The sequence below is a fragment of the Streptomyces sp. NPDC027672 genome (assembly GCF_055566335.1).
On sequence record NZ_JBVHSO010000022.1, the window covers coordinates 1 to 15,135 of the forward strand.

Sequence of the window (15,135 nt, forward strand, 5' to 3'; positions counted from 1 at the left end):
GCTACGAGAAGACCGCCACCATCTACCTGGCCGGACTTCACATCGCGGGCATCTTCCTCTGGTCCGCCCGATGATCCAAACGAGACTGCCTAGCCTGCGGGCACGTGTAAACGCTCCGCGGAACGAAGAAAGCCCCCTACCGCGGAGCGTTGAAGGGTTGGTGGATCTCGGAAGGGCTGAGATGGATCCGTCCCGCCGAAGCGTTCTCGGGGCCGGTCTGTACTCCGTTGCGCTCACGATCCCGGGGTGGCCGGACGTCGTGGGGCGGGCGGAGGCCGTGAAGAAGGGCAAGGGGCTGCGTATCGGCTTCGGCGAAGTCGACATGGTGGTTCAGATGACCGAGAAGGTGTCCGAGCTGGACGACCAGTTCGGGGGCCGCACCGCGCGCCCTATGGCCGCGTCGTTTCTCGTGAACACCGTTGCGCCCTGCCTTCGGGCGGACGCGCCCGAGAACGTGCGGAAGGCCATGCTGTCGGCTGCTTCCGACCTCTGCTACCTCACCGGATACATGGCCGTGGACGAGGGTCTTCACGGCCTGGCGCAGAGCTACTACCTGAAGGCACTCGAACTCGCGGGTGCCGCCGACGACCATCTGACGTACTGCACCACGCTCCGAGGGATGAGCGTTCAAGCCGTCGACCTCGGGCACGGACCGGACGCATGGCGTCTGGCCGACTCCGCTGCCGCCGCCTCGCCGAAGGCCGGCCCGCGCATGCTTGCCTTCCTGACCGGACAACAGGCACATGCCGCCGCGCAGCAAGGCGACCGTACGGCGGCCCTCCGGTACATCCGGGAAGCCGAGGCCGCTATGGACCGGGCCGAAAGCCGGGGAAAGCCCCTCGGGTCCTACGATCCCGCCGCGCTGAACTACCACATCGCGCAGGTGCGGTACGAGCTGGGCGACGTGAACGGCTCCATCGAAGCCCTACAGGAAAGCAACCGGGTCCGGTTCTCCGTCTATCGCCGGGGGAACGTGCGCATGCGGGCGCTTCTCGCCGAGCGTCAGCTTCAGGTGGGACGCCTCGAAGAGGCCCTGACGACCTGGCATGCGGCTCTCGGTCCGCGCCGAGGGCGGTGCCGAGTGGCCGGCCGGCTCCGGTGGGGGGCGGGGTTTGGGGAAGTGGTACGAGCGCGTCATGTGCGCGCAGCACCCGCTTAACACGCGTCCGGCACAGTAAGGGGTGTCGGCAAGGCGACGGAAGCGCCTCCCAGGCTTCGCGCAGGGGAAGGCTTCCCGCCCAGGCCGGCACCCGAACGGCGCCAAGGAACTCCGGAGCGGCTCCCGGACCTCCATGGACGCCACGGACGCGCCAGCCCGGCCCTGACCCGGCCCGCGTCCCTCGCGGGGACCGCCGTCGTCCCGCCCCCCGGCAACGGGGGTGCGGCGGTCCCCGCGCAAGCCTTTCCCGCGCCGGGCGCGTACGACGGCCCGGCGAGGGCTCCTAGACCGTCGTCCAGCTCCCCAGCAGCGCCAGCCGTTCCGCCGTCTCGGAACCGGGTTCCGGTGTGTAGACCACGAGCGTCTGCTCCGGGTCCGACGGCACCGTCAGGGTCTCGTACGGCAGGGCCAGCAGGCCCGCGACCGGGTGCTGGATCCTCTTCACGCCGTAGGCGCACTCGCGGACCTCGTGGTCCGCCCACAGCCGGCGGAAGTCGTCGCTCTTCAGCGAGAGTTCGCCGACCAGTGCGCACAGGACGGGGTCGTCGGCGTACCGGCCGGCGCTCAGCCGGAGCTGGGCCACCGTCTGGGCGGCCACCGCGGCCCACTCGGGGAACACCTCGCGGGCGGTCGGGCCGAGGAAGACCTGCCGGGGCATGTTCCGCTCCCGCGGTGTCATCCGGCTGAAGCCGTTGACCGCGTCGCCGAGCGCGTTCCAGGCCAGCACGTCCATGCGGCGGTCCAGCACGAAGGCCGGGCTGCGCTCCATGCCGTCGAGCAGGGCCTGGAGGCCGGGGCGGACCCGGGACGGGCCGGCCGGCTCCTTCCGCCGCCGGCGGGGCCGCGCCACCGTGCGCAGGTACGTGTGCTCGGTCTCGTCCAGCCGCAGCACCCGCGCGATCGCGTCCAGCACGGCGTCGCTGACGCTCGGACCCCGGCCCTGTTCCAGCCGGATGTAGTAGTCGACGCTCATCCCGGCGAGCTGGGCCACCTCCTCGCGGCGCAGACCCGGCACCCGGCGCCGCCCGTGCGCGGGCAGCCCGACCTCCTCGGGCCGGATGCGGGCGCGGCGCGAGCGCAGGAAGCCGCCCACCTCTGCTTCGGTCCAGTCCCCGTCCATGCGCCCGATCGTAGGGGACCGCCGCCCGCGCGTCCTGGTACTGCCAGACCCAGGAAAAGCGCATCCCTGGGTACGGCGGCCGGGCGCGGCCAGAGTGGTCCCGACCCGCCGGGGACCGCCCCGGCCGGCAGTCCGAGAGGGAGCACCCATGCCGTACGAGAGCCTGTCCGGCCGTACCGCCGTCGTCACCGGGGCCGCCAGCGGCATCGGCGAGGCCGTCGCCCGCCTGCTGGCCGCCGAGGGCGCCCGGGTGGCGCTGCTCGCCCGCCGCACCGACCGGCTCGACGCGCTGGCCGACGAGATCCGGGCGGCCGGCGGCCAAGCGCTGGCCGTGGCCGCCGACGTCACCGCCGACGCGTCCGTCGACGCCGCCCGGGACCGGATCCACGAGGCGTTCGGGCCCGTCGACCTCGTCGTCGGCAACGCCGGCGTCATGCTGCCCGGCCCCATCGAGGAGGGCCGGTCCGGGGAGTGGCTGCGGATGCTGGACACCAACGTGGCCGGAGTGCTGCGGACCCTGCGCGCCTTCACCGCCGACCTGCTCGCCGCCGCGGCCGGGGGCCGCGCCGCCGACCTGGTGCACATCTCCTCCATCAGCGCCCACCTGTCCTTCCCGAACTACGCGGTGTACGGGGCGACCAAGGCGGCCGTCACCCATCTGTCGCAGTCCCTGCGCGGCGAGCTGGGCCCGCGGGACGTCCGGGTCACCAACATCGAGCCGGGGCTGACGGAGACCGAGCTGGCGCGGCACGTCACCGACGCCGGGCTGTCCGGGCAACTGGACGGCATGTTCCGGGAGATCGGCGGGCTCGCGGCGGCGGAGGTGGCCGATGTCGTCGCCTACGCCGCCAGCCGCCCCCGGCACGTCAACCTCCGCCAGATCATGGTGCTGCCGACCCGGCAGGCGTGACCGGCGGAGGACCGGTCACTCCCCGGTCACTCCCCGGGCGCGCGGCGGCCCCGGCCGGCCAGGAGTTCCGGGCTGAGCCGTACGGCCTGCACCGCGTTGACCCCGACGAGGCCGGCCCAGGCGACCAGGATGCCGGGCAGGTGGGCGAGGGCGCCGGCGATCGCGGACAGCGGGATCGCCAGCACCAGCGTGATCAGCGCGAAGCCGTACCGCTCGGCCCAGGAGTCGGCCGGTCCGGGCCGCCGGGTCCCGCGCACCTCGGCCAGCCGCTGTTCGGCCAGCTGCCGGCGTACCCGGCGGTCCACGGTGTCGTCGATCCGCTCGCCGACCCTCTCCAGAAAGGAGTCCACCAGGGCGGAGTCGTACTCCTCGCCCAGTTCCGCGCGGGCCCGCACGGTCGCGTGGAGGTCCCCGCGCAGACCGGGGTCCGCGCCGGGGCCGGGGTCCTCCCGGAAGTCCGGGTCCTCCCGGCGGCCCGGGTCCTCCCGGGGGCCGGGGTCCTTCCGGAGGTCCGGGGCCTTCCCCGGGCCCGTGTCGCGCGGGTCGGTGGTGTCCATGACGGTCAGCGTAGGAAGCCGGCGGGCTCGTCCGCACTGGGGCCAGCCCCCGCATCCGCGGTCGGGACCGCCACCGGACGGCGGCGGGCGAGCAGCCAGTACAGCAGCGCCGGCACGGTCAGGCCGACGATCCAGGAGACGTCCGCGCCGCCCAGCGGGCCCACCAGCGGGCCGGTGTAGAAGCCGGTGGCCAGGAACGGCAGCTGGGCCAGCAGACCGGCCGCGTACACGGCGAGCGCGTCCCAGCGCCAGGCGCCGTAGCGGCCGTGCGGGTCGGCGAGGGCCGCGAGGTCGTAGCGCTCCTTGGCGACCAGGTAGTAGTCGGCCAGGTTGATCGCCGACCAGGGTGTGAAGAACGTCAGCAGGAACAGCAGGAAGTCCTTGAAGGAGGACAGGAAGCTGTCCTTGCCCAGCAGCGCCACCGCGGTGCCGGCCGCCATCACCAGCCCGATGTAGGCGGCCCGGCCCGCCCGGGACAGCCGCCGCTGCCCGCGGAAGCCGCTCACGCTCGTCACCAGCGACATGAAGCCGCCGTAGGTGTTCAGGACGTTGACGGTCAGCTTGCCGAGCGCGATGACGAAGTAGAAGAAGGAGGCCACCAGACCGGTGCCGCCGAGACCGACCACATAGCCGACCTGGCTGTCCAGGAACTCCTTGCCCGCCGTGGCCGCGACCAGCACCCCGAAGGTCATCGAGAACTGCGCGCCGAGCGCCGAGCCGGACAGGGTCCACCAGAAGGTCGCCTTCGTGGACGTCGTGCGCGGCAGATAGCGCGAGTAGTCCGCCACGTACGGCCCGAACGCCAGTTGCCAGGACGCCGACAGCGACACCGCGAGCAGGAACAGCGGCAGCGAGAAGTGCGCGTCGTGCACCAGCGCGGAGACGTCGGCGCGGTCCAGGAGCCGTACGGCGAGATAGCCGAAGGCGAGTGCGCAGACCGTGCCCGCCACCTTGCCCAGGGCGTGGATGACCCGGTAGCCGGCGGTCGCCATGACCGCCGTGACGGCCGCGAAGACGATGATCCCGGTGGTGTCGCCGGTGTGCGTCAGCTCGCCCACCGCCTGCCCGGCGAGCACACTGCCGGACGCGAAGAAGCCGACGTACATCACGATGACCAGCAGCAGCGGTACGACCGCCCCGCGCACCCCGAACTGGGCCCGGGACTGGATCATCTGCGGCAGGCCGAGGCGCGGGCCCTGGGCGGAGTGCAGCGCCATCACCGCGCCGCCGAGCAGGTTGCCGAGCAGCAGACCGGCCGCCGACCCCACCACGTCCCCGCCGAAGACGACGGCCAGGGCGCCCGTGACGACGGCCGTGATCTGGAGGTTCGCTCCCAGCCACAACGTGAACTGGCTGAACGCCGTACCGTGCCGTTCCTCGTCCGGAACGACGTCGATGGAGCGCAGTTCCACGAGCTGTGCCATGCGTTCTCCCCACACTGGGCTGTATAACTGTATGCAGCGACACACTGTCTGAATAGACGGGTGGTGTTTGTCAATGCCCCGGCGCTGTACTCTCCCGGGGCGTCGAGGACATCCGGAGGGGGAGTACGCCATGAGCGGGAGCGACAGCCCGGCCGGCCGGCTGCAGGCGCTCTTCGAGGGCCACCGGCTCACGCCGACCCAGCGCCGCATCGCGCACAGCATGGTGCGCCGGGCCGCCGACGTGCCCTTCCTGTCCAGCGTGGAGCTGGCCGAACTGGCCGGGGTCAGCCAGCCGTCGGTGACCCGGTTCGCGGTCGCCCTCGGCTTCGACGGCTACCCCGCCCTGCGCAAGCACCTGCGCGAGGTCGTCCCGGCCGGACCGGCCGCCGGCGCCGGCGCCTACAACGAGTACCAGCAGGCGGTCGAGGCCGAGATCGAGAACCTGCGCCACCTGGCCGAGCTGCTCGCCGACCCGCGCCCGGTGCAGCGGGCCGGCCGGGTCCTCGCCGCCTCCCGCCCGCTGCCGGTGCTCGGCCTGCGCGCCGCCGCCTCCCAGGCGTACGGCTTCGCCTACTTCGCCGCCAAGGTGCACCCGGACGTCCGGCTGCTCAACGAGGGCGGCACGATGATCCAGGACCGGGTGGACGCCGCCGTCCGCGCGGGCGCCACCGCCCTGCTGTGCTTCGCGCTGCCCCGGCATCCGCGCGAGGTCGTGGACAGCCTCGCCTACGCCAAGGACGCCGGCCTGACCGTGGTCACGGTCGCCGACTCGGCGTTCGCGCCGGTCGCCAAGTACTCCGACCTGCTGCTGCCCGCCGCCGTCGGCACCGGGCTCGCCTTCGACACCGCGTGCGCGCCGATGCTGCTCGGCCGGGTGCTGCTGGAGGCGCTCTGCGACGGCCTGCCGGACGCCCAGGCCCGGCTGGAGGAGTTCGACGCCAGGGCGGCGGCGCGCGGCCTGTTCGTGGAGTGAGCCCGCCGCCCGTCCTCTCCCGGACCCGCCGTTCCCGGACCGGCCGTTAGCGCACCGGCCTCTCCCGGACCCGCCTTCCGCGGACCGCCCTCTCCCGGACCCGTTTTTTGCGGACCGGCCTCTCTCAGACTCGTCTCACGTTCTGCTATTAGCTTTCCCGGAAGAACGCGAGCGCTGTGTGGACACGTGACACGGGAGGCAGACGTGGCGCGCGGAGGAGGACAGGGACTGGCGCGGGTGGCCGTCGTCGTACGGGCGGGGGCCGCACCGCTGTGGTGGCTCGGGGTCGCCGCCGCCGGGATCGGTGCCGTACCGCAGGGACTGACCGGGCGCCGGATCGGCGTGCTGGCCGGGGCGGCGCTGTTCCTGGCCGGCGCGGCGGCGGTGACGCTGGCCCGGCGCGGCCGGTACACCGGCCTGGCCCGCGGGACGGCCCGCGCGGGCAAGTACGACGTGTTGCAGGACCGCGCGGTGACCGCGCGCGTCTGGCGCCGGGGCCACCGCTGGTGGCTGCTGATGGGCTGGGCGCTCGCGCTCGGCTCCGCCTTCGCGGTGCCCGTGGCCGGCGGTCTGCTGCTGGCCGGGCTCGGCGCCGGGCTGTGGCTGAAGGCCGCCTGGATCGGACGGCTGGAGCGGTCCGCCGAGACGCTGCTGTGGGTGCGGGTCGACTGGCTCGACCGGCGCGGCGGACGTCCGGCGGGCAAGGCCGTGAAGGGCCTGCGGGGTACGGGCATCGCGGCCGGCGACGCGGCCCCGGGCGGGGCCCGCCGCCGTACCGCGGCACTGGTCTGAGGTCCGGTCAGACCTCCAGGTCCTCTTCGATCCGCTTGAGCTGGTGCCGGGCCATCGCCAGGTTGGCCCGGGCCCCGTCCAGGACCAGGTAGAGGAACAGGCCGTTGCCGCCGCGGCCCTTGAGCAGCCGGATCAGGTGGTACTGGTCCGACAGCGTGATCAGGATGTCCTCGATCTCGCTCTTGAGGCCCAGGTGTTCCATCGTGCGCATCTTGGCGCGGATGACGTCGGTGTTGCCGGCGGCGGCCACGGTCAGGTCGAAGTCCTTGCCGCCGCCCAGCGTGCCCAGCGCCATCCCGCTGGTGTAGTCGACCAGCGCGACGCCGGTGGCGCCCTCTATGGAGGTGAGGGCGTCCTTCAGCGCGGTCTCGGTGTTGGTCATGGTGGTCCTCTCAGCTATCGGTTGCGGTGGGCGCCCCGCCGGCCGCGGCACGGGGCGCGCGGTGGCCGGCGGGGCGTACGGGTGCGGTCCGGGGGAGCGGGCGCACGGCCTCGGCGGCGTCCAGCAGCTCCCCGATACGGGCGCCGGCCCGGCGGCCCTCCAGGTGCAGCCGGCCGACGTTGACCCGGTCCTGGGCGAGCAGGGTGAGGACGGCGGTGCGGCCGGCCGCGTAGGTGGCGACGTAACCGCGCTCGCCGCGCACCAGCAGCTCCCGGAAGCCGCCGTGTCCGGTCGTGTCGCTGACCCGGACCGCGACGCCGAGCGCGGCGGCGGTGAGCGCGGCCAGGCCGTCCGGGTCGACGCCGGGCGTGTCATGGGCGACGACGAGGCCGTCGACGCCGGCCGCGAGGGCGCCGGTGAGCTGCGGCACCCGGGTGCGCAGCCGGTGCAGCTCCGCCAGGACGGCGCGCAGATCCTCTTCGGCCACCATCAGATGTCTCCTCTCGGCGGGGCGGTGCCGTTCAAAGGGCCTCCAGCGCATCCCTGAGCCTCTTCAGCAGCGCGATGTCGGGGTCGGTGGTGACCGGGCGGGGCGGTGGGACGGGCGCGGCCGGGGCGGGGGCCGCGGGCGCGATCCGGCCGGCCGCGGTGAGCCGGCGGACGTCGACCAGGGTGTGGAAGGCCGGCCGGCCCAGGTCCCGGGCGATGTCGGCGGCGGTGCGGACGCCGTCCACGCGGTCCAGGACGGCGCGCTGCCGTGCGGTGACCGGCGCGGCGGGGCCCCGGCCGGGGACGGCCGGGTCGGCGCGGGTCAGCGGGGCGCTGTCGGCGGCCGGGTCGGGCCACAGCCGGTGCAGCAGCAGCCGGCGGCGCAGCGTCTCGCGTTCCAGCGCGACGACCGGCACCGAGGGCAGCGGGCCGGGCGGGGGCCCGGGCTCGTAGCGGAACCGGCCCGGGGTGCTGCTCGGCGCCAGCGCGAAGTACCCGGCGTCGTACAGCGCGTCCAGGTGGCACAGCTCCAGCGCGCCGGTGGGCAGCACCCCGGAGCCCAGCAGGAGGCCGGCCGTGTGCGCCGGGGTCGGGGACCGGGCGGCGGCGCGCTGCCAGGCGGCGGCCGCGAGGGTGCCGTGGGCCGTGAGGAGCACGCCGAGGCCCGGGGCGAGCGGGCTCTCGGCGTGCACCACCCGGCCCCCGGCGAGGTGCAGGGCGCCGTGTTCGCGGACCAGGACGCCGGTGGCCCGCTCCTCGGCGAGCCGGGTCAGCATCGGGGACAGGGCGCGCGGGGCCCGCTTGTCCCGCACCGGCAGGGCCGGGGGAGGAGTCCTGACCATGGTCATCCCAGCACCAGGCGGGCGGCCATCTCGCCGAGCCGGATCCGGGCGAGCGCGAGGTTGCCCTCCTCACGGCCGAGCCACAGATGCAGGAACACGCTGCTGTCGAAGGACGTGTCCACGAAACGCAGCAGGTGGTAGCTGTCGCCGTTGCTGATGATCACGTCCTCCACGGGTGGCGACTCCTCGCCCGCCGCCGCGAAGGTGCCGTGCTCGGCGGCCATCCGGGCCAGTTCGGCGGCCTCGGCGGCGGTCGTCTCGTGGTCGCCGCCGGGCGCCTCCCCGACCGCGCCGAGGGCCAGTCCGCTCGTCCAGTCCACCAGCGCGGCCCCCCGGGCACCGGGCAGTCGCATCGCTTCCAGTAAGCACTCGTCGATTCCGGGCACCGTGGCTCCCCTCCCGCCGGACTCCGGCTGAGTGACGCCGACACTACGCATCGTGTGCGCGACGGGTGAGGCCTTTGGCATTTTCCGGTGGAACATGCGTCCGTCGTACTAGTGTGGGTCAACTGGCCTGTGCGTCCGGGGCGTTGAGCTGTCCCGCCCGGCCGCCCGGTCCATTGGGCCGACAGGCGCCCGGGGCGCGTCAACGGCGCCCGGGCGCGCCGAGGGTGGTGAGCGCGGACGCGCACGCCCCTCCGAATCCGGCCACCCCGTCGGCAAGGAGTCACCCCCTCAGCGAGACCCGGCGCCCACCGCAGGACCGCCAGAGCGACGCCTCCGCGCCCGCCTGCCGTACGTCCGCCAGGGTGGCACCCCCGCCCCCGTCCGGCGCGCAGCCGTACACACGCCGCCGTATTCGGCCACCCGCCCGCGTCGTACGCGGCGATCCGCCGCGTCCCCGCCGCCGGCGCGGGCGCCGACAGGGCCGGTGGATGTATTGACTAGCTCTATTCAGGTCGACAGGATGTGAATAGACGTAGGCACAAGGAGGCAGACGATGTCGGGACCCCGCCCCGTACGAGCACCGCGCGGCACGGAACTCAGCACCCTGGGATGGCAGCAGGAGGCCGCCCTGCGCATGCTGCAGAACAACCTCGACCCCGAGGTCGCCGAGCACCCCGACAAGCTGGTCGTCTACGGCGGCACCGGCAAGGCCGCCCGCGACTGGCGCTCCTTCGACGCGATGGTCCGTACCCTGCGGACCCTCAAGCAGGACGAGACCATGCTCGTCCAGTCCGGCCGCCCGGTCGGCGTGATGCAGACCCACGAGTGGGCCCCGCGCGTCCTCATCGCCAACTCCAACCTGGTCGGCGACTGGGCCACCTGGGAGGAGTTCCGCCGCCTGGAGGCCCTCGGCCTGACCATGTACGGCCAGATGACCGCCGGCTCCTGGATCTACATCGGCACCCAGGGCATCCTCCAGGGCACCTACGAGACCTTCGCCGCCGTCGCCGCGAAGAAGTTCGGCGGCACCCTCGCCGGCACCATCACGCTCACCGCCGGCCTCGGCGGCATGGGCGGCGCCCAGCCCCTCGCCGTCACCATGAACGACGGCGTCGCCCTCTGCGTCGACTGCGACCCGCGCGCCATCGAGCGGCGCATCGAGCACCGGTACCTCGACGTCCGGGCCGACAGCCTGGAGCACGCCCTGCGCCTGGCGGTGGAGGCCCGCGACGCCCGCCGCCCGCTGTCCATCGGCGTCCTCGGCAACGCGGCCGAACTGGTCCCGCAGCTCCTCGCGATGAACGCCCCCATCGACATCGTCACCGACCAGACCTCCGCCCACGACCCGCTGTCCTACCTCCCGGTGGGCGTCGCCTTCGAGGACATGGCCGACGAGGCCGCGAAGGACCCGGCCGGCTTCACCACCCGCGCGCGCGAGTCCATGGCGCGGCACGTGGAGGCCATGGTCGGCTTCCTGGACGCCGGTGCCGAGGTCTTCGACTACGGCAACTCCATCCGCGGCGAGGCCCGGCTCGCCGGGTACGACCGCGCGTTCGCCTTCCCGGGCTTCGTCCCCGCCTACATCCGCCCGCTCTTCTGCGAGGGCAAGGGCCCCTTCCGCTGGGCGGCGCTCTCCGGCGACCCGGCCGACATCGCCAAGACCGACAAGGCGATCCTGGAGCTGTTCCCGGAGAACGAGTCCCTGGCCCGCTGGATCAGGCTGGCCGGCGAGCGGGTCCACTTCCAGGGCCTGCCCGCGCGCATCTGCTGGCTCGGCTACGGCGAGCGGGACAAGGCCGGCGAGCGGTTCAACGACATGGTGGCGAGCGGCGAGCTGGCCGCACCGCTGGCCATCGGACGCGACCACCTGGACTGCGGGTCCGTCGCCTCGCCGTACCGCGAGACCGAGGCCATGCGCGACGGGTCCGACGCGATCGCCGACTGGCCGCTGCTGAACGCCATGGTCAACGTGGCCTCGGGCGCGTCCTGGGTCTCCCTCCACCACGGCGGCGGGGTGGGCATGGGCCGGTCCATCCACGCCGGCCAGGTGACCGTGGCCGACGGCACGAAGCTGGCCGGCGAGAAGATCCGCCGGGTCCTCACCAACGACCCCGGCATGGGCGTCATCCGGCACGTGGACGCCGGGTACGACAGCGCGGAGTCGGTGGCCGAGGAGCGCGGCGTCCGGGTGCCCATGCGCGAGGGTGACGACGCGTGAACCCGGAACAGACCGGACCCGGCGGCGGCCTCCCGGCCGGGTCCGCCGCCCCCCGCGTGCCCTCCTTCCAGGAGATGTGGCGCGAACTGCTGCCCATCGGCCGGCACCCCGGCTCCGGCGGCTACCGGCGCTACGCCTGGACCGGGGCCGACGCCGAGTGCCGGGCGTGGTTCCGGGAGCAGGCCGAGCGGCGCGGACTGACGTACGAGGTGGACCGCAACGGCAACCAGTGGGCCTGGCTCGGCGACCCCGCCGCCGGGGACGCCGTGGTCACCGGCTCGCACCTGGACTCCGTGCCCGACGGGGGCGCCTTCGACGGGCCCCTCGGCGTCGTCTCCTCCTTCGCCGCGCTGGACGAACTGCGCGGCAGGGGAGCGCGGTTCGCGAAGCCGTTCGCCGTCGTCAACTTCGGCGACGAGGAAGGGGCCCGGTTCGGGCTGGCCTGCGCCGGCTCCCGGCTCACCGCCGGACGGCTGACCGCCGAACAGGCCCACCGGCTCACCGACGGCGACGGGATCACCCTGCCCCGCGCCATGGAGGCCGCCGGCTACGACCCGGAGGTCATCGGACCCGACCCCGAGCGGCTGGCCCGGATCGGCGCCTTCGTCGAGCTGCACGTCGAACAGGGCCGCGCGCTCGACCTGTCCGGCGACCGGGTGGGCGTCGCCAGCGCCATCTGGCCGCACGGGCGCTGGCGGTTCGACTTCCGGGGCGAGGCCAACCACGCCGGCACCACCCGCCTCGTGGACCGGCGCGACCCGATGCCGCCGTACGCCGAGACCGTGCTCGCCGCCCGCCGCGAGGCCGAGCGCGCCGGTGCCGTCGCCACCTTCGGCAAGATCTCCGTCGAGCCGAACGGCGTCAACGCGATCCCCTCGCTGGTGCGCGGCTGGCTCGACTCCCGCGCCGCCGACCAGGAGACCCTGGACACGGTCGTGGGCGGCGTGGAGAAGGCCGCGCGCGCCTACGCCGACGCCCACGGCGTCGGCCTGGACGTCGTACGGGAGTCCTTCACGCCCGTCGTGGAGTTCGACCACGCGCTGCGCGACGAACTCGGCCGGATCCTCGGCGCGGCCACCGGCCTGAAGGTGCCCGTCCTCGGCACCGGGGCCGGACACGACGCCGGGATCCTCTCCGGGAGCGTCCCGACCGCCATGCTGTTCGTGCGCAACCCCACCGGTGTCTCGCACTCCCCGGCCGAGTCCGCCGCCGAGGACGACTGCGTGGCCGGGGTGCGCGCACTCGCCGACGTACTGGAAGGACTGGCCTGCCGGTGACCCACGCAACCTACTGGCTGGAACACGCCTGGCTCGGCACGCACGTCGAGCCGGGCGTCGTGGTCGAGGTCGCGGACGGCCGGATCGGCGCCGTCCGCACCGCGGTGCCCGCCCCGCCGCCCGGCGCCGAGGTGCTGCGCGGACTGACCCTGCCGGGGCTCGCCAACGCCCACAGCCACGCCTTCCACCGGGCGCTGCGCGGCACCGTCCAGGTCGGCAGCGGCACCTTCTGGACCTGGCGCGAGGTGATGTACTCCGTCGCCGACCGGCTGACCCCGGAGACCTACCACGCCCTGGCCCGCGCGGTGTACGCCGAGATGGCCCTCGCCGGGATCACCTGTGTCGGCGAGTTCCACTACGTGCACCACGCGCCCGGCGGCACCCCCTACGCCGACCCCAACGCCATGGGCGAGGCGCTGATCGCGGCCGCCGCCGAGGCCGGCATCCGGATCACCCTCCTCGACACCTGCTATCTCTCCGCCGGCTTCGGCGAACCGCCGGACGCCCACCAGCTGCGCTTCTCCGACGGCAGCGCGGACGCCTGGGCCGAACGCTGCGCGGCCCTCAAGGAGCGGGAGCACGCGAGGATCGGGGCGGCCGTCCACTCCGTGCGGGCCGTGCCCGCGGCGCAGCTGGGCACCGTGGCCGGCTGGGCCCGGCAGCGGCGGGCTCCGCTGCACGTGCACCTGTCGGAGCAGACCGCCGAGAACGACGCCTGCCGCGCCGCGCACGGCCGCACCCCCACCCGCCTGCTCGCCGACCACGGAGTCCTCGGGCCGCGCACCACCGCGGTGCACAGCACCCACCTCACCGACGAGGACATCGCCCTGCTCGGCGGCTCCGGCACCGGCACCTGCATGTGCCCGACCACCGAACGGGACCTGGCCGACGGCATCGGCCCGGCCGCCGCCCTCCAGCGGGCCGGCTCCCCGCTGTCCCTCGGCTCCGACAGCCACGCCGTCATCGACCTGCTCGAAGAGGCCCGCGCCATGGAGCTGGACGAGCGGCTGCGCACCCGCACCCGGGGCCACTGGACGGCCGCCGCCCTGCTGCGGGCCGCCACCGCCGACGGCCACGCCGCCCTCGGCTGGGACGACGCCGGCACCCTCGCGCCCGGCGCGCTCGCCGACCTGACGACGATCGCCCTGGACTCGGTCAGGACAGCCGGGCCGCTGCCCGCGCTGGGCGCCGAGACCGCCGTATTCGCGGCGACGGCGGCCGACGTACGGCACACGGTCGTGGGCGGCCGGCACGTCGTACGCGACGGTGCGCACACGCGCGTGCCCGACGTGCCGCGGGCCCTGGCCCGAGCCGTCGCGGCCCTCCGCTCCTGACGACCACCCACGAGGACACCATGAGCAGCACCGCCATCACGCACATCGCCACGCTGGTCACCAACGACCCCTCCCTCGGCGACAACTCCCCGCTCGGTCTGATCCAGGACGCGGCCGTCGTCATCGACGGCGACCGCGTCGTGTGGACCGGTGAGTCAAGCAAAGCACCCGCCACCGACAACCGGGTCGACGCGGGCGGCCGGGCGGTGCTGCCGGGCTTCGTGGACTCCCACTCCCACCTGGTCTTCGCCGGTGACCGGACGCAGGAGTTCAACGCCCGCATGTCCGGCCGCTCCTACACCGCGGGCGGCATCCGCACCACGGTCGCGGCCACCCGTGCCGCGAGCGACGCGGAACTGGAGGCCAACCTCACCCGGTACCTCGCCGAGGCCCTGCGCCAGGGCACGACCACGTGCGAGACCAAGTCGGGCTACGGCCTCACCGTCGAGGACGAGGCCCGCGCCCTGCGCCTGGCCGCGCGGCACACCGAGGAGGTGACCTACCTCGGCGCGCACATCGTCAGCCCCGACCTCGCCGACGACCCAGCGGCCTATGTCGCCCTGGTCACCGGCGCGATGCTGGACGCCTGCGCGCCGCACGCCCGCTGGATCGACGTCTTCTGCGAGAAGGGCGCCTTCGACGGCGACCAGGCCCGCGCCATCCTCACGGCCGGCCAGGCCAGGGGGCTGCACCCGCGCATCCACGCCAACCAGCTCTCCCACGGCCCCGGTGTGCAGCTGGCCGTCGAACTGGACGCGGCCAGCGCCGACCACTGCACCCACCTCACCGACGCGGACGTGGACGCCCTGGCGCACAGCCGTACGGTCGCCACCCTCCTGCCCGGCGCCGAGTTCTCCACCCGCGCCGAGTGGCCGGACGCCCGGCGCCTGCTGGACGCGGGCGTGACGGTCGCCCTGTCCACCGACTGCAACCCGGGTTCGTCGTTCACCTCGTCGGTGCCGTTCTGCATCGCCCTGGCCGTCCGCGACATGCGGATGACCCCGGACGAGGCGGTCTGGTCGGCCACGGCGGGCGGGGCCGCCGCCCTGCGCCGCACCGACATCGGCCGGCTCACTCCGGGCGCCCGGGCCGACCTTCTTGTGCTCGACGCCCCGAGCCACGTCCACCTGGCCTACCGTCCGGGCGTGCCCCTGGTCGGCCAGGTGTGGCGCGCCGGGGTCCGGGTGGCCTGAGCGGCGCCGCGGGTCCCGGGCCGGCCGCGCCGCATGGCGCCACGGAGGCCGGGTACCCGTCAACCGGTGGAGTGGGACG

At 74.3% G+C, this 15,135-nt stretch carries 15 protein-coding genes; 8 read left to right on the forward strand and 7 right to left on the reverse strand.

Annotated elements, in window-relative coordinates; translation table 11 throughout:
* Positions 1-1,159: hypothetical protein (locus ACZ4SV_RS34705; protein ID WP_468010422.1), on the forward strand; the 1,159-nt coding region annotated here is incomplete at its 5' end.
* A 283-nt stretch (positions 1,160-1,442) separates the two neighbouring features.
* Here ACZ4SV_RS34705 and ACZ4SV_RS34710 read toward each other — a convergent pair.
* The gene (locus ACZ4SV_RS34710; RefSeq protein ID WP_468010426.1) at positions 1,443-2,279 is read right to left on the reverse strand and encodes a helix-turn-helix transcriptional regulator; all 837 of its coding nucleotides are present in this window, start codon (positions 2,277-2,279) and stop codon (positions 1,443-1,445) included.
* A gap of 148 nt (positions 2,280-2,427) precedes the next feature.
* Between ACZ4SV_RS34710 and ACZ4SV_RS34715 the strand changes: the two genes are divergently transcribed.
* The gene (locus ACZ4SV_RS34715) at positions 2,428-3,189 is read left to right on the forward strand and encodes an SDR family oxidoreductase (protein ID WP_468010430.1); all 762 of its coding nucleotides are present in this window, start codon (positions 2,428-2,430) and stop codon (positions 3,187-3,189) included.
* A gap of 26 nt (positions 3,190-3,215) precedes the next feature.
* Here the strand turns inward: ACZ4SV_RS34715 and ACZ4SV_RS34720 are convergent, their stop codons facing one another.
* Both ACZ4SV_RS34720 and ACZ4SV_RS34725 read right to left on the reverse strand, forming a co-directional pair.
* Positions 3,216-3,608: a hypothetical protein gene (locus ACZ4SV_RS34720; RefSeq protein ID WP_468010593.1), complete on the reverse strand. Its 393-nt coding sequence runs from the start codon at positions 3,606-3,608 to the stop codon at positions 3,216-3,218.
* 143 nt (positions 3,609-3,751) lie between these two features.
* Positions 3,752-5,170, reverse strand: a complete 1,419-nt coding sequence (locus tag ACZ4SV_RS34725; protein WP_468010433.1) for a purine-cytosine permease family protein — start codon at positions 5,168-5,170, stop codon at positions 3,752-3,754.
* A 130-nt stretch (positions 5,171-5,300) separates the two neighbouring features.
* On the opposite strand from ACZ4SV_RS34725, the gene ACZ4SV_RS34730 reads away from it, so the two are divergent.
* Entirely contained in the window at positions 5,301-6,143 is an 843-nt protein-coding gene (locus tag ACZ4SV_RS34730) for a MurR/RpiR family transcriptional regulator (protein ID WP_468010439.1), read from the forward strand.
* A gap of 204 nt (positions 6,144-6,347) precedes the next feature.
* On the forward strand, positions 6,348-6,935 hold the full coding sequence (locus ACZ4SV_RS34735) for a hypothetical protein (protein WP_468010442.1): 588 nt from the start codon (positions 6,348-6,350) through the stop codon (positions 6,933-6,935).
* A 7-nt stretch (positions 6,936-6,942) separates the two neighbouring features.
* Here the strand turns inward: ACZ4SV_RS34735 and ACZ4SV_RS34740 are convergent, their stop codons facing one another.
* The 4 genes from ACZ4SV_RS34740 to ACZ4SV_RS34755 are packed head-to-tail and all read right to left on the reverse strand — an operon-like array spanning position 6,943 to position 9,034.
* Positions 6,943-7,317, reverse strand: a complete 375-nt coding sequence (locus ACZ4SV_RS34740; protein WP_365877373.1) for a roadblock/LC7 domain-containing protein — start codon at positions 7,315-7,317, stop codon at positions 6,943-6,945.
* 10 nt (positions 7,318-7,327) lie between these two features.
* Positions 7,328-7,807, reverse strand: coding sequence for a roadblock/LC7 domain-containing protein (locus ACZ4SV_RS34745; protein WP_365877375.1), 480 nt, complete (start codon positions 7,805-7,807; stop codon positions 7,328-7,330).
* 31 nt (positions 7,808-7,838) lie between these two features.
* Entirely contained in the window at positions 7,839-8,654 is an 816-nt protein-coding gene (locus tag ACZ4SV_RS34750) for a transcriptional regulator (RefSeq protein ID WP_397938025.1), read from the reverse strand.
* Entirely contained in the window at positions 8,651-9,034 is a 384-nt protein-coding gene (locus ACZ4SV_RS34755) for a hypothetical protein (protein WP_365877379.1), read from the reverse strand. The genes ACZ4SV_RS34750 and ACZ4SV_RS34755 overlap by 4 nt, the downstream gene beginning before the upstream one ends.
* Positions 9,035-9,587: 553 nt before the next feature.
* Here ACZ4SV_RS34755 and hutU point away from each other — a divergent pair.
* From hutU to hutI, 4 genes are all read left to right on the forward strand, one after another.
* Positions 9,588-11,252 (forward strand): urocanate hydratase, encoded by a 1,665-nt coding sequence (hutU, locus tag ACZ4SV_RS34760; RefSeq protein WP_365877381.1) that lies wholly within the window; start codon positions 9,588-9,590, stop codon positions 11,250-11,252.
* A gap of 74 nt (positions 11,253-11,326) precedes the next feature.
* Positions 11,327-12,529: an allantoate amidohydrolase gene (locus ACZ4SV_RS34765; RefSeq protein ID WP_468010596.1), complete on the forward strand. Its 1,203-nt coding sequence runs from the start codon at positions 11,327-11,329 to the stop codon at positions 12,527-12,529.
* Positions 12,526-13,863: a formimidoylglutamate deiminase gene (locus tag ACZ4SV_RS34770; RefSeq protein ID WP_468010458.1), complete on the forward strand. Its 1,338-nt coding sequence runs from the start codon at positions 12,526-12,528 to the stop codon at positions 13,861-13,863. The genes ACZ4SV_RS34765 and ACZ4SV_RS34770 overlap by 4 nt, the downstream gene beginning before the upstream one ends.
* Before the next feature lie 20 nt (positions 13,864-13,883).
* Positions 13,884-15,056 (forward strand): imidazolonepropionase, encoded by a 1,173-nt coding sequence (hutI, locus tag ACZ4SV_RS34775; protein ID WP_365880618.1) that lies wholly within the window; start codon positions 13,884-13,886, stop codon positions 15,054-15,056.
* Positions 15,057-15,135 lie beyond the last annotated feature (79 nt).

What these genes read in the sequence shown, in the direction of transcription:
- ACZ4SV_RS34725 (WP_468010433.1), bottom strand. Translation starts at nt 5,170, where the DNA reads ATGGCACAGCTCGTGGAACTGCGCTCCATCGACGTCGTTCCGGACGAG.
- ACZ4SV_RS34715 (WP_468010430.1), top strand. Translation starts at nt 2,428, where the DNA reads ATGCCGTACGAGAGCCTGTCCGGCCGTACCGCCGTCGTCACCGGGGCC.
- hutI (WP_365880618.1), top strand. Translation starts at nt 13,884, where the DNA reads ATGAGCAGCACCGCCATCACGCACATCGCCACGCTGGTCACCAACGAC.
- ACZ4SV_RS34765 (WP_468010596.1), top strand. Translation starts at nt 11,327, where the DNA reads ATGTGGCGCGAACTGCTGCCCATCGGCCGGCACCCCGGCTCCGGCGGC.
- ACZ4SV_RS34745 (WP_365877375.1), bottom strand. Translation starts at nt 7,807, where the DNA reads ATGGTGGCCGAAGAGGATCTGCGCGCCGTCCTGGCGGAGCTGCACCGG.
- ACZ4SV_RS34750 (WP_397938025.1), bottom strand. Translation starts at nt 8,654, where the DNA reads ATGACCATGGTCAGGACTCCTCCCCCGGCCCTGCCGGTGCGGGACAAG.
- ACZ4SV_RS34710 (WP_468010426.1), bottom strand. Translation starts at nt 2,279, where the DNA reads ATGGACGGGGACTGGACCGAAGCAGAGGTGGGCGGCTTCCTGCGCTCG.
- hutU (WP_365877381.1), top strand. Translation starts at nt 9,588, where the DNA reads ATGTCGGGACCCCGCCCCGTACGAGCACCGCGCGGCACGGAACTCAGC.
- ACZ4SV_RS34730 (WP_468010439.1), top strand. Translation starts at nt 5,301, where the DNA reads ATGAGCGGGAGCGACAGCCCGGCCGGCCGGCTGCAGGCGCTCTTCGAG.
- ACZ4SV_RS34740 (WP_365877373.1), bottom strand. Translation starts at nt 7,317, where the DNA reads ATGACCAACACCGAGACCGCGCTGAAGGACGCCCTCACCTCCATAGAG.